Below are 14123 nucleotides of genomic sequence, written 5' to 3'. Positions count from 1 at the left end.
GATCACCGCGCTGCCGCTGTAGAGCAGGTCGATGGACAGGCCACTGGCAACGGCGCTGTAATCGGCCGTGTCGGTGCCGTCGCCGCCGTCAACCTGGTCGGCAGCCGTATCGCACATCATGGTGTCGTCGCCCGCACCGCCACTCATGACGTCGTTGCCCGCACCGCCGTTCAACGTGTTGTTGCCCGCGTTACCGGTGATGACGTTGTTCAATGTGTTGCCAGTGCCGTTCACGGCAGCACTGCCGGTGAGGGTGAGGTTTTCGAGGTTGGTACCCAACGTGTAGGCCAGCGCAGTCTGCACTTCGTCGGTGCCCTCGGATGCGTTCTCGCTCACGACGTCGGATGCCGAATCCACCACGTAAACATCGTCGCCCGCGCCGCCGCGCAACGTGTCGGCCCCCGCGCCGCCATCAAGAACGTTGTTGCTTGCATTGCCGGTAAGGGTGTTGGCGAGACTGTTGCCGGTGGCGTTGATCGCACTCGTGCCGGTCAGGGTAAGGTATTCCAAATTTGTCGCGAGGGTATACGAGACTGAGCTTTGTACCGTATCGATACCAGCGCTGTCGGTAATGGTGTCGCCGACATTGTCGACAATATAGGTGTCGTTGCCGGCCCCGCCGTTCATCGTGTCGCTGCCTGCGCCGCCGTCAAGGATGTTGTTATTTGCATTGCCGGTCAGTGTATTGGCGGACGCATTGCCAGTGGCGTTGATCGCCGCGCTGCCGGTGAGGGTCAAATGTTCCAGTGTCGACGACAGTGTATAGCTGATCGAGCTTTCCACCGTGTCGGTGCCAGCGCTGTCGGTGATGGTGTCGCCGACATTGTCGACAATATAGGTATCGTTGCCGGCCCCGCCGTTCATGGCATCACTGCCTGCACCGCCATTGAGAATATTGTTGAGGGCATTGCCGATCAGCGTGTCGTTGCCGCTGCCACCGGTTGCGTTTTCGATGCTGGCCCCGAAGGCGATAGAGATATTGTTCAGCGCAGCCCCACCGCCTTGCTTGACGCCGATGGAACTGAAGCTGCCTGCATTGAGATTGATGGTCGCAGCCAAGGTTTGGTCGGCGGCGCTGAGGGTATCGCTGCCGCCGGCGTCCCAAATGGTTCTGACCACGACGGCAGATGCGCTGTTGTTGTAGGACATGGACGTGATCGTATAGGCATCATTGCCTGTACGCGTGGTCATGTTCGCGCCATATAAATACTGCAGCGTCAAGACGTCATAGAGCTGAGGCGTATAAGGATAATACGTTCCATATGCACTGTAATCCGTATAGGACATGAGCGAGTATTGCGTAGAATCCTGCGCCGTCGGCAATGTCGTGCCCTGAAAAGTGTGCTTCAGGCCCAAGGCATGACCAAGTTCGTGCGCGACAACGTGTGCAGAATACGATCCTGGAACTGAGGAATTGTACGAAGGCTCGATCCAAATATCACCGTGCATCGGCAGTGCCGTTACCGAAGAACCGACGGTGTAGGCGTGTGCATAAGTCCAACCACTGGCACCGCTGCCGATGAGGTTGTTGCTAAACGCAATGCGAATATCGCCGACGACGGATGCATTGTCGGCTACTTCGGTCAAATTGACGTTTGCGATTTCGTTGTACAGATTTGCGAGCGTGCGAAATGCGGCTTTTTGGGTCGCATTGAAGTACGTCATCGAATACGGTTCGGACCCTGACGTGCCGTAACTGTATGAGGCCGTATCCCAGTAACTTGTGCCGCTGCTGCCCGGAAAGCTGTAGGTCACCGTCGTTCCGGTGCCGATCGCGCCGCCCCACTTCGTATTGATCGATCCCCCTGCATAGGTCAGAGCGTCAATCGCACTGTTCCCACTACCGTTGATGGGGACGGATGTCAGAGATCCACTGGAATTTGGTGTGGAGGCCATGTGTCCTCGGCAAGCATAGTGAGAATTGCGGGTAACAATATAAAGCTTATAGAGGTTTTACGCCGACGATGTAATTTTATTCAAGCGAAATCCATATCGCCCCAAGGCGTATAGACCAGACCTTATTGCTATGTAGTCCGGTTTCTATAAGAGGCTTTGAACGCTTTAATCGCCCTGTGGTGACGACCATAGCGTAGGGCGACGCAACAGGGTGTGGCAAGAGGGCTGGGTGGCGCGGGCAATCGGAGCCATAAACGCCTATGGCACAGTTTCGGCGCAGTCGGCCTAAACAGAGCAGAGCAAGTTCGGTGTAAATCATTGGGGAGAATGGTGCCGCCGGACAGAATTGAACTGTCGACCTCACCCTTACCAAGGCACAGTTTCAATTCTAATTAGTAGTAAAATCAATGCGTTGTTTGGGCGCTGTTGTTGCTTTATCCGAATAACGGGGATTAAAAGGGACAGAATCGGACTGGTCATGGCACAGTTTTGGCACAGGCAGAACGTTCCCCGTAGTTGGATAACTCCAAACGGCGCGTTACTTTGTTGGAGTTTCAGACGCCTTAAAGCGACAAAATGTATTTGAGGTTCCAGACGGCGAGGAAGTCGCAAAGGATAAGTGTTTGTGGAAACGACAAAGTAGAAATCTGTGAACTGTGCATCAAACGCTCGATGCATGCCGAGGCAGTTTAGGTTTGGGGCACTTAGGCAGCTACTGTCAGTGACGAGAGGATGCCTGCAAAAAAGCTAATAGCAAAGTCTTTCATCCAGTCAGTTTTCATGTTTCCCTTTCCTTTCCCTGACATTTGGTCAGCGTATGTGATAACCAAAAAAGCGAGTGTGCAAAAGGGAACGAGTCCTACTGAATTCAAGCTCGTCAAAACAGCGCTTACCCAGCATGGAAGCTGCCTAAGTGCCTCATTAATGTGTATAGCATAACTCTCGCATTCACTCAATGCGGGCATATTCCCAGGGTGTAATTGCTCTTCTATGATGCTGCATAGCTGGCCGTGATAAAGTCGGACATCTTCTCGATATCTTTCTTCGTTTTGATGGTGATTTCCAAATCGCCCGTCCCAAAATGTCCGATTTGGCGAACGTCACGCATCATGTCTGCATTTAGTTCGATAGAATCTGGGTCGAGGTTCAAGTAGACCCGTATCACTCGCTTCTGATTGTAGATCTGCACGGAGGCGAAATTTCGGTTCCGGCGGAATGCCATGTAGTGCTTTTGCGGATGAACGGTTACGTCGTCCCCCAATGCCTTCAGCACGCCCGCAAGTTCGTCGTAAACGGCACGTAACTCTTTTGGCGCGGCTTCGATTTTGTCTTCGACCGTGATTACCGGCTTGACGATCCTGACTTTCGCTCCTCCGCCCCGGCCAGGAACAGCCTCTTCCAATTCTTCCGCAAGCTTTGGCAAAACAAGTAAGCGATGGATAAGGCCCTCAACCGTATCAAGGATTACCTTAAGCTGTTCTTTGGAAGGAGCCCAACCGCGATGGGCTGCGGCATTTCCGGCATCAACAACGGGGTGGAGAATGTCCCGCTCGTGAGGGGACAACATGCCGGTATCTTGTAATGCTTGTAGCCCCTTCTGGAAATTGCTCTTATCGCCAACAGTCAGCACAATCAGGCGGTCGATCAATGTGCGAGAGCCGAAAGTCGCGAGATAGTGCGAGCCCGTTTGAAGTGATTTGTAGATTTCCGCCGAAATTTCGCGAAGCGTGTCGTCGGGAAGGTCGTCAAACCAGGGTGGCGGGCTTCGATAGCTAACGGGCGGGTAAATAGTCTCGTCCCATATTTCGACAGGTACGTGCTCCTCAGTCAAAGGGTCGTAACGGAAATCGATATCCTCTGAAAATTGCGTCTTCTTCACTAAAGCTAGATGTTCACAGCCGCAGCATTCAATGATCAGAAGTCGTTGGCAGAAACTAACCATTGCATGGTCATCGCTATCAATTTTTGAATATTCCGCTCGGACAAAGTGCTTTGTTCTTTGTCCGCAGTCATTGCAGAAAAACTTCTCGATTTTTGACTGTTCTGTTTTATCTGTCATCGAACGTTCCTACGATATCCAACAGTTTCTGCTTCACGCGTTCGATGATGCTTTTCCGTTCCCGAACTTTGGGCTTTTCTATGAGGGCCGAAACGATGGTTTCCCGAAGCGGTGCACGTTGGGTGAAGTGATATTCGTTGATGATTTCGGAGATGACGTCAAGGTTTAAGCCTTCATCATTGCATAGGGCTTGAATTGTGCGTTCCCGCTCCACCGTCCAAAATTCGTCGAACGCTCCCTCCACCTCGTCGGCGGATTGAATCTTGGGCAGATTATTATTGATGAATTTTTCGATCAGTTCGCGCTTGCTGCGAAGCTGCGGTTCAGACCCCAGAAAATCGAGAATGGATTTGCGCCGTTGATCGGCAGATGCCTTTTCGTCGGGATCGTCCGAGGCTTCCGCTTCCTTTAGTTTTGCCAATAGCGCAAGGATATAGGCGACATTGATTTCATCGCGGCGGATCAATTCCAGTTCGAAATCCACCTCTTTCAGAATCGAGGATTTTTCTTCCTGTTCCGGCTTGGCGCGAGTTTGGTCGTACAGGTCTAAATACTTACTGCGGAAATCGTTGAACGTTTGTTCGTCCATAAACAAATCGGACCATGTGAATTGGGAAAAGCTGGTAAGGACATTTAAGGTCCGCATGAGCCGACGGAACGCCTTGATGAAGGCAAGCTGCTCGTTCTCATCCTTGAGGGTATCGACGGCTTTGGGGGCTGGTGCGATTTGCAGGAGTTCCTTCACACCCTCATTGAATTGATCGACATAGACCTCATAGGGTTCGATCAGAATTTCTTCGCTGGCGTTTTTGTCGGAAAACAGGGCAATCGCTTCGTCTGTGTTGGCCTTGAGATTGCGGAAACAGACGATATTCCCCTGGCTCTTAACGTCATTCAGAATCCGGTTCGTGCGTGAATAGGCTTGAATAAGGCCGTGATATCGCAAGTTCTTATCAACGTAGAGCGTATTGACCTTCTTCGCATCAAAGCCGGTCAGGTACATATTGACGACGAGTAGAACGTCAACGCGGTCTTTGTCCTGAAAACCTTCCTTGTCGCGTTCTTTGACGCGCTTGGCGATATCCTTGTAGTAGTTGTAGAAACCGTCGTTCGATTTCGTGCTGAAATTCGTTCCGTACTGCCTGTTGTAATCGGCAATGAACTCGTCGAGCATTTCACGACTGTGCCTGTTTTCCGGCGCGCTACTGGTGATATTGAAATCAGGGTCGCCAATAAGGCCGTCCGCATCCTTGTCATCTTCGTTCGCCGCGAAGGTGAAAATCGCCGCAATGCGAAGGTCATGGAGCCCGGCTTCACGCTTCGCTTTGAATTGTTCGTAGTATTGGATGAGCATATCGACGCTGCCCACCGCCATCATGGCGGTGAAGTCTTTGCTGTGAGTCTTTCGTCCATGATTGGCGATGACCCAATCGACAATGCCTTCCGTCCGGTCAGGGTTTTCGAAAAATTCCTTCGTGTCGATCCCGGCGACTTTCTCGTCGATCAGGCTACCGTCTTTCCGCCGGAGCTTCCCCCAATACTCGACGGAGAATTTCAGAACGTTCTGGTCGCGGATAGCATCGGTGATGACGTATTGATGTAGCTGTTCGCCGAACAAGTCTTTCGTGGTGCGCATGCCCAAAGCGTTCCGTGCCGCATTGTCGGCAAAGATCGGCGTGCCGGTGAAACCGAACATTTGGGCATGGCTGAAATACTCGGTAATGCGCTTGTGCGTTTCGCCAAATTGCGAGCGATGGCATTCGTCGAAGATGAAGACGATACGCTCATCCTTGAGGGCCTGCATGGTCTCGTCATAGCGGTCGTTGTTGACGGCGTTATTAAGCTTCTGGATCGTCGTGACGATTAGCTTGGTTCCCGTATTCCCAAACTGCTTGACGAGTTCGCGGGTATTGTTCGTTCCGTCAACGCTTCCCTTGGCGAAATGATTGAATTCCCGCGTGGTCTGGTAGTCCAGGTCAGCGCGATCCACCACGAAGACAACCTTCGTCACCTTAGGGAAGCTTGTCAAAATCTGTGCGGCCTTGAAGCTGGTGAGCGTCTTGCCCGAACCCGTCGTGTGCCAGATATAGCCGTTCTTTCGGCTGGCCTTAACCTGTTCGACGATGCGCTCAACCGCGTAGTACTGATAGGGCCGCAGCACCATCAAAATGCGGTCGGCCTCCTGCAACACGATATAGCGGCAAATCATCTTGGAGACGTGGCATTTCTCCAAAAAATCGTCGGTAAATTCATCCAGATGTGTAACAAGTTTGTTGTCCGTCTTCGCCCAAAAGAACGTCTGCTTGAAGTGCTGCTTCCGCTGGTTGGCGTAGTACTTCGTGTTGACGCCGTTAGAGATGACGAATATCTGCACGTAGTTGAATAGACCACGCGCCGACCAGAAGGAATGCCGCTGATAGCGATTGATCTGATTGAACGCTTCTTTCATTTCTATGCCACGGCGCTTGAGTTCGATCTGAACAAGCGGCAAGCCATTTATGAGAAGCGTTACGTCGTAGCGGTTTTTGTACGTACCTTCCTGGGTAATTTGGTGCGTGACCTGATATTCGTTACGGCACCATTCATCCATGTTGATGAACTGAATGTAAGCCGTCGAACCGTCGTCACGGGTTAGAGCAAAACGATCCCGCAACGTTTTGGCACGGTCGAAGACATTGCCCTTATCGAGGTGATTGAGGACCTTTTCGAATTCACCATCGGTAAACGGGTTATCGCCTAAAGCTGCTTCGTTGTGCTTGGATAGCTGCGTGCGAAGATTCGTCAACAATTCTTCGCTATCGCGGATGGTCACTGTGTCGTAACCAAGGCCGCTGAGCCGTTTAACAAGGTTCTTTTCGAGTTCCGCTTCGGACTGCGTCATGCTTCTTCCCCTAGGTTTTCACGGAACTCCTCAAGCTGAATTATATAGTCTTCATAGTACAGTTCGTATAAGGCGTTGCTGTAGATCAACCGACCTTCCGGCAACGGGTATTTCCCATCCAGCCAATCATTGAAATCCGTATTGTCGTCGTAGGGGATGATAGGCAGGTCTGGTTCCTGCTCCATGATTTCAATGGATTTGGCTTCGGCCTGCTTAGGTTGTGGTGCAAGGCCGTAAAAAGCATCGAGCAAGTAACAAATCACGTTTCCTGTCATCGACAGGCAGAGCGAAGATAAACGGTCATTGCTTGCAGTTGCCTTTGGAACGGCCTTTCCGTGGGATATGTCCCCGCGCTCATTACGAAGCGTCGCCAGCGCATATGCCAACGAAGAACACCGGGAGACGAAATCATCTTCGATTACATTGTCTTCTTGTTTGAGCAGTCGTGCCGCCTGTTTGATGAGGGGGCCGACCTCTTTTTTGTCTAGTTCCTTACGCTCAGAGGTCGTGTCGAGCCGTTCAATGATCGACTTCGAAATTCCTTCGAGCAGGGATTTGCAGGTTTCTATACAGATATCCGGTTGGCTCGACAGGTTCATTTCCGCCTTCTTCATGATGCTGAGATAGTAGCGGAATTCGGGATATTTCCCGGCGTTGCTGACGATGAGTTCGGTGGCTTGCTGCATATTCGGCCTCACACGAACATCTGCTGTAAGAGGCCTTTTTTATAGGTCTCAGTATGGTTAGCTTGTCCGGCTACAGCATCAATTTTGGCATCAATAGCGGAGAGAAAGTCTGCAATTTTCCGCTGCTCATCAGGATGAGGAAAACATAGTTTCAATTTCAAAAAACTGGACTTTGAAATGTTGTATCTAGTTATGCCCTGAGCTAGTGGAAATATTAGTGCGCGGTATTTGTTGCTCCGAAATAGATATCGAGAGAACTCGGGAATCAGATCGTCAATTTTATTTGGCCTAAATCCAAATGAAAAACTATTTAGATATGTTTTCGGGATTTCAGTGCAGACTGCTGATGCATATCCGACTTCATCTGGCGTTTCCGATGAAGCTGTAAAAAGTACGTCACCAACTCGAACCTCATTTTGATTTTCATTTTTTCCAACTCTTACGAGGCCGCAATCATCAGGCTGTACATATGAAGATCTAAAAATTTGCGTGTATGTAACAAACGGAAATCCATCACCAAAATCATTGGCGCTTTTGCCGTTCAGTCCTCCATATGTTTTTCCAATTTTGCCTAGTTCTCTCTCTTCCCACATTGGGAAGTTCTTACCGTCTTTGCGTTTAAAGCGGATCTCCTGTGAGAAAATCTGCTGCATGACCCCCCGCTTGTAGTCCTCCAATAGGCTGCGTTTTCTACGCAACGCAGAAAGCCGGTGATCTACCGAAGACAAAAAGTCTATTATTTGCTGTTGTTCCTCACCTACAGGAATGTCAATTTCCCAATTAAACCAATCCGCAAGTTTGAAGATCATCTTTTCGACATGAACCCCAATACTTGAGTGAAAGCACGTTTCCTGAAAGTAAATCGAATGAGATAGATAATTCAGAAACCTAATGTCGATGTTGGAGCGGCACCTTAGGACTGCATATTCATTTGATACAATTGAACCAGCAAGTTCTGGTGGAACGACAGCACATGCACCGTGAACGATTTGTCGTTTGGAAATCAGGAAATCATTCGCCTCAACGCGAAACTGTGTTTTCACGGCGATATCACGCCCAAGCAAGGTTTCCCGTTTAACCGCACCTCCACGGGAGCGTTTTACAGTAATCAAATCATACTCAGTTTGGTCATCCATTTGAACCGGCCGGAGAGCCTCTTCAAACAAGTCTCCAATGTGAAACCGCTGCCAACCAGGTCGAAGAGGCCCCAATGTAGGGATTCCATGTTTGACTGAGTCTGGATAGATTTTGTGGCGTACAGACATTAGATAGGAGCCTTGATGCCAAGTTCAGCACAAAACTTGGCTATGGTCTCGTCGTTTTCCGTTAATAACGGTTCCAGCGCCGTCAACTCACGGGTCACTGCGTCGAGGTCAACCGGTTCATCCGGCTCAAATGCATCCACATAGCGTGGGATGTTGAGATTAAATTCATTCTCCTTGACCTCAGCCATTAAGGCGCAATGACTATACTTTTCAACTTCCTTGCGCTCTTCTAAGGTTTCAATAATACGAGAGACGTCTTCTGCTTTAAGCACGTTCTGATTTTTCTGTTTTTCATAGTGGCCACTTGCATCGATAAACAGGATATCGTCGCGTTCTCGGCATTTCTTGAAGACCAAGATACAGGTGGGAATTCCGGTGCCGTAAAAGATGTTGGCGGGTAGGCCAATGACGGCATCCAGCCAGTTACGGTCTTCGATGATGTAGCGTCGGATATGGGCTTCTGCACCACCCCGAAACAGCACGCCATGGGGCAGGATGACGGCCATAGTTCCGCTGTCGTCGAGAAAATGCAGCATGTGTTGAACGAACGCGAAATCCGCTTTTGACGACGGAGCCAGCCGCCCATATTGGGAAAAGCGATCATCGGTTTCGAGTGCAACATTGGCGCTCCATTTTGCCGAAAACGGAGGATTGGCTACGACGGCTTCAAACCGCATATCCAATGGATGTTGCGGATGTTCAAGTGTGTCCTCTTGCTTGATATCGAACCGTGAATAATGAACGCCGTGTAGGAGCATGTTCATTCGAGCAAGGTTGTAGGTCGTCCGATTCATCTCCTGCCCGAAGAACTCTACGGATTCCGAGTTTTCCGCTTCCCGTGCCACTCGGAGCAACAAGGAACCAGAACCGCAGGTCGGATCATAAACGTTTTTAATGCGCTTTCCGCCCGTTACGATGCGAGCCAATATCGTTGAGACTTCACGTGGCGTATAGAATTCCCCGGCCTTTTTTCCGGCCCCCGCTGCGAATTTGCCGATGAGGTATTCATAGGCGTCGCCCAACACGTCGGAATCGGATTTGTAGAGTTCGAAGTCGATTTCGTTGAGGTGCATGAGCACCCGAACGATAACATCGTTTTTGGCCTTCTCCGTCCGACCAAGCTTGGTCGAAGTTAAGTCAAGGTCTTCGAACAGCTTGTCGAAATCGTCCTCGCTGTCTGTCCCTAGCGTCGAATGTTCAATATTGTTGAGGATGCGTGTCAGGTCATCGAGGATGAAGGTGCTTGCGTCCTCCTTGCCGTGAGCGGTCCCACGCTTTGCCAGTTCACTAAACAACTCCGATGGACGCAGAAAATAACCGAGTTCGGCAACAGATTCTTCTTTGACCGCCTCGATGATCTCCTCTCCCTCATCGTCACCTTCGAGAATAGGGAGGTAAAGCATCTCGTCTTGTTCGAGAATTTTGTTTGCGTAGGCATACATTTTCTCTGAGAGGTATTTGTAGAAGATGAAGCCAAGGATGTAGTCGCGGAATTCGTCGGCATCCATCCGACCACGCAAAGTGTTGGCGATATTCCAAAGTTGCTGCTCAAGCTGTCTTTTTTGCTCTTCGGTCATGCCGCCTACTCGATTGTTTTGATATCAGTTAATAGATACACACAATACCTATGGGTTGTCACGAGTAGCATTGGGGTATGCGGCCTTGCCTAAGCCGAATGCTATATTCTGTGCTTAAAACCCGTAACGGGAATATCTAAAATCCCGGGAAAATTTCCCGTATGGGATTTTTGTTTTTCCGGGTTTATTTCCCGGGGAAAATACCCGGGTTTAAAACCCGTACGGGAGCGAGACGTCCACCAATTTCCTCCTATAGCCTTTCCTTACGTTACGAATCGAAAGCGGTTTTTCGCGAATGTGGGCCGGCTTCCTTTCGTAACGTAACGGGAAGAGGTCTTAGCTTAGCTAGTTCGGCACCTTTTCCGTAACGGATGGGCCGGACAGGATTCGCTTAGCTTAGCGAATGTCTCTTGGGCGCTTTCCCTTAGCTAAGGGAACGGACCTTCGAAATCGTTTCGGCCAATCTGTAGAACACGGCCCTTAGTTAAGGCATTCCGGAAAATTCCCTAGGGGAAATTCCCGGAACCGGACCTTAAGGGTCCGAGGTCCGTATACGTATACGGATTACGGAAATTTTCCGGCTTTTCTGGGAATTTTCCGAAACGGATGGTTAAGGGATTCGAACGCTCATGGGCGTGGACGTGCAATTGCCAGTTAAGCGTTATTTGTCGCGGGATGAAGCGGCGGCGTGGCTGGGCGTGTGCGTGGATACGTTTATGAGCCTGGATATCCCGTTTGTGGATTTTGGGCCGCGCTGCAAACGGTGGGACACCGTTGATATCGAGGCCTATGCAGAGCAGAATAAGGCGCACAACAGCGCCCGAACTTCTGCTCAGCAGAAAGGACGGCAAACATGCGTATCTACCAACGCAAAAACTCCACTAAGTGGTGGGTTGATTGGGCAGACCAGAAAGGTCGCCGACACCGCAAAAGCACTGGGACTGACGATAAAAAGTTAGCCCAAGCTTTGGCGGCGAAATGGCAGCAAGAAAGCTTTTTGGAACAGCACTTCGCGGTGATTCCCGAAGTCCCGTTCGTGGAAGCGGCGCTGCGATACGGACAAGAACGCCAAAGGGACAATCCGGTGGGCTATAAGGCGCGTGATAAGTATATCTTGCAAAGGTTATTGGACCGCTTCGGCGATCTGAGCCTTTCTGGTGTCACCCACGCCGTTATGCGCAAATGGGTGGATGAGCTTTTGGAACGGATGAAACCCGCAACAGCCTTGCGGGAACTCACGGTTCTCAAAGCCATCTTGAACAAGGCGTTTCGTGAAGAGTACTTGGCTCAAGTTCCGCCGTTTCCCCGGATCAAGGTTGAACCGGGGCGATGCCGTTGGCTGACGGTCGAAGAAGAACAGCGTTTGCTGATGGCAGGTAAGCCGCATCTGCGGGCGTTGATCGGTTTCGCCGTTGATACGGGCGGGCGGAAGTCCGAGCTCTTGAAACTGGATTGGCAGAACGTCGATTTGGATCGCGGTTTCGTTACGTTTCGAAAGACCAAAAACGGTGAAGACCGCACGGTTCGCTTGACGGACCGCGCAAAACGGATTCTGCAGGGTTTGAAGCCTAAAGCCTCTGGTCCGGTGTTCACCTATCGCGGGCAAGCCATCAAGGACGTGAAAACGGCCTTTGGGCGCGCTTGCAAACGGGCGGAGGTCGAAGACTTCCGCTTTCACGATCTGCGTCACACGTTCGCCTCACGCCTCGTTCAGCAAGGCGTGTCTTTGTATGAGGTGATGCACCTGACGGGGCATAAAAGCTTCGAAATGGTGCAACGTTACGCACACTTGGCCCCCGACTTCCAAGAACGGGCAATCGGGGCCTTAAACGCCTATGGCACAGTTTCGGCACAGTCAGCCTAAACGGTGTCAGTAAAATCCGGCTAAGTCATTGGAGAGAATGGTGCCGCCGGACAGAATTGAACTGTCGACCTCACCCTTACCAAGGGTGCGCTCTACCCCTGAGCTACGGCGGCACATGCTGAAAGCGCGCGGAACATGCCACAGGGAATTGGGAAAGGCAAGCGTCCTTGACGCGATTTTTTTCACGTCCCATGGTGGGGGCCTCGGTGCCCATTATGAAGAATGACCAACCATGACAGACGATCAGCCCAAAAGTGGCAAGAACCCGCCTTCTTCGGATGCGCAAACGGCGCGTCAGGAACGCCTCAACGCGGCCTTGCGGGCCAATTTGCAAAAGCGCAAACAGCAAAGCCGCACCCGGGCAAAGACCGCAGGCAACCCGGAATCCGGCCCTGAAAAAGCCACCGAGACCGAGTAACGTATTCCATCCGCGCGCTGCAATTGTCTTGCGGGGCTTGTGACGCAAGGGGGCTTGGGCTAAAAGCCGGGCACAACAACCCTGTTAAACGACCAGTTTTGGATAGCACATGGACAAGATCGTGATTCGCGGCGGCAAGCCTTTGAACGGCACCATCGCCATCGGCGGGGCGAAAAACGCCTCGTTGCCGTTGATGGCCGCCAGCCTGCTGACCGACGACGTGCTGCGCTTGTCCAATCTGCCGCATCTGGCCGACATTTCCACCATGGCCCATTTGATGAGCGAAATGGGCGTGAGCATATCCATGGAAGGCGACGCGCCCAACGGCGGGCACATGGGCCGAGTGTTCGCTTTGAATGCGTCGGGGCTGTCCGAAACCACCGCGCCTTATGAACTGGTGCGGCGCATGCGCGCGTCGGTTCTGGTGCTGGGGCCGCTGGTCGCCAAGCACGGCCACGCGCGGGTGTCGTTGCCGGGCGGCTGCGCCATCGGTACGCGGCCGGTGGATTTGCATCTCAAAGCCCTGGAAGCACTGGGCGCGGAAATCGAGCTGTCGGAAGGTTACGTCGAGGCCAAGGCCCCCAACGGTCTGAAGGGCGGCCACGTGCTGTTTCCCGTGGTCACCGTGGGCGGCACCGAAAATATCTTGATGGCAGCGTGTTTGGCCCGCGGCGAAACCGTCATCGGCAACGCCGCGCGCGAACCCGAAGTGACCGATCTGGCCAAGTGTCTGGTCGCCATGGGCGCGAAGATCGAAGGCATCGGCACCGACACCTTGAAAGTCCAAGGCGTGGACAGCCTGCACGGCGCCGATTATGCGGTGGTGGTGGATCGCATCGAAATGGGCTCGTATGCGGTCGCCGCGGCGGTGACCGGCGGCGATGTGGTGCTCAAGGGCGGGCGCATCGACTTGATCGAAGCGGTGGTCGATGTGATGCGTCGCGCCGGGGTCGAAGTCGAAGAGGTTGAGGACGGCCTGCGCGTCAGCCGAAAAAACGGCGAGATCAAGGGATTCGACGTGATGACCGAGCCTTATCCGGGCTTCCCCACCGATATGCAGGCGCAAATGATGGTGCTGGCATCGGTGGCGCAGGGGGCTTCGATGATCACCGAGACGATTTTCGAAAATCGCTTTATGCACGTGCCAGAATTGCTGCGCATGGGCGCGGACATCAACGTGCATGGGCGTTCGGCGATCGTGCGTGGGGTGAAAAAACTGTCCGGCGCACAGGTTATGGCGACCGACTTGCGTGCGTCGAGTTCGTTGGTTTTGGCCGCGTTGGTGGCCGAGGGCGAGACCGTGATCAACCGCGTTTATCACCTAGATCGTGGTTATGAGCGCCTGGAAGAGAAACTGGCTGCGTGCGGTGCACAAATCGAACGGGTGCGCGAATAAGCATATTCCCGCAAAGCACCCTGGAAACAAACCGAAAAACCCTTTATACATGCCGCCTTCCCGATAATCGGGGGTGTGGAG

General features: G+C 52.1%; 10 protein-coding genes and 1 tRNA gene. 4 read left to right on the top strand and 7 right to left on the bottom strand.

Translation table 11 applies throughout. The features are described from left to right. From VIN96_RS14125 to VIN96_RS14100, 6 genes are all read right to left on the bottom strand, one after another. A partial coding sequence (locus VIN96_RS14125) for a M10 family metallopeptidase (RefSeq protein ID WP_331896971.1) occupies positions 1–1896 on the bottom strand: 1896 nt, incomplete at its 3' end. Positions 1897–2884: 988 nt separating this feature from the next. Further along, positions 2885–3955, bottom strand: coding sequence for a DUF5655 domain-containing protein (locus VIN96_RS14120; protein ID WP_331896969.1), 1071 nt, complete (start codon positions 3953–3955; stop codon positions 2885–2887). Continuing rightward, on the bottom strand, positions 3945–6836 hold the full coding sequence (locus VIN96_RS14115; protein ID WP_331896968.1) for a type I restriction endonuclease subunit R: 2892 nt from the start codon (positions 6834–6836) through the stop codon (positions 3945–3947). Before VIN96_RS14115 ends, VIN96_RS14120 begins: the two co-directional genes overlap by 11 nt. Beyond that, positions 6833–7522, bottom strand: coding sequence for an abortive infection family protein (locus tag VIN96_RS14110; RefSeq protein WP_331896966.1), 690 nt, complete (start codon positions 7520–7522; stop codon positions 6833–6835). The genes VIN96_RS14115 and VIN96_RS14110 overlap by 4 nt, the downstream gene beginning before the upstream one ends. An 8-nt stretch (positions 7523–7530) precedes the next feature. Continuing rightward, positions 7531–8787, bottom strand: coding sequence for a restriction endonuclease subunit S (locus VIN96_RS14105; protein WP_331896965.1), 1257 nt, complete (start codon positions 8785–8787; stop codon positions 7531–7533). Next, on the bottom strand, positions 8787–10364 hold the full coding sequence (locus VIN96_RS14100) for a type I restriction-modification system subunit M (protein ID WP_331896963.1): 1578 nt from the start codon (positions 10362–10364) through the stop codon (positions 8787–8789). Before VIN96_RS14100 ends, VIN96_RS14105 begins: the two co-directional genes overlap by 1 nt. A gap of 629 nt (positions 10365–10993) precedes the next feature. Between VIN96_RS14100 and VIN96_RS14095 the strand changes: the two genes are divergently transcribed. Both VIN96_RS14095 and VIN96_RS14090 read left to right on the top strand, forming a co-directional pair. Further along, positions 10994–11323: a hypothetical protein gene (locus tag VIN96_RS14095; RefSeq protein WP_331896961.1), complete on the top strand. Its 330-nt coding sequence runs from the start codon at positions 10994–10996 to the stop codon at positions 11321–11323. An 8-nt stretch (positions 11324–11331) separates the two neighbouring features. After that, the gene (locus tag VIN96_RS14090) at positions 11332–12228 is read left to right on the top strand and encodes a tyrosine-type recombinase/integrase (protein ID WP_331896959.1); all 897 of its coding nucleotides are present in this window, start codon (positions 11332–11334) and stop codon (positions 12226–12228) included. A gap of 38 nt (positions 12229–12266) precedes the next feature. Here VIN96_RS14090 and VIN96_RS14085 read toward each other — a convergent pair. Further along, positions 12267–12341 (bottom strand) — tRNA-Thr (locus VIN96_RS14085). Positions 12342–12460: 119 nt separating this feature from the next. On the opposite strand from VIN96_RS14085, the gene VIN96_RS14080 reads away from it, so the two are divergent. Further along, positions 12461–12646, top strand: a complete 186-nt coding sequence (locus tag VIN96_RS14080) for a hypothetical protein (RefSeq protein WP_331896957.1) — start codon at positions 12461–12463, stop codon at positions 12644–12646. Positions 12647–12755: 109 nt separating this feature from the next. After that, entirely contained in the window at positions 12756–14042 is a 1287-nt protein-coding gene (gene murA, locus VIN96_RS14075) for a UDP-N-acetylglucosamine 1-carboxyvinyltransferase (RefSeq protein WP_331896955.1), read from the top strand. Positions 14043–14123 lie beyond the last annotated feature (81 nt).

It is taken from the genome of Magnetovibrio sp. (assembly GCF_036568125.1).
GTDB lineage: Bacteria > Pseudomonadota > Alphaproteobacteria > Rhodospirillales > Magnetovibrionaceae > Magnetovibrio.
Note: the sequence above shows the minus strand (reverse complement) of the source record. Positions and strands in the feature narration are given on the sequence as shown.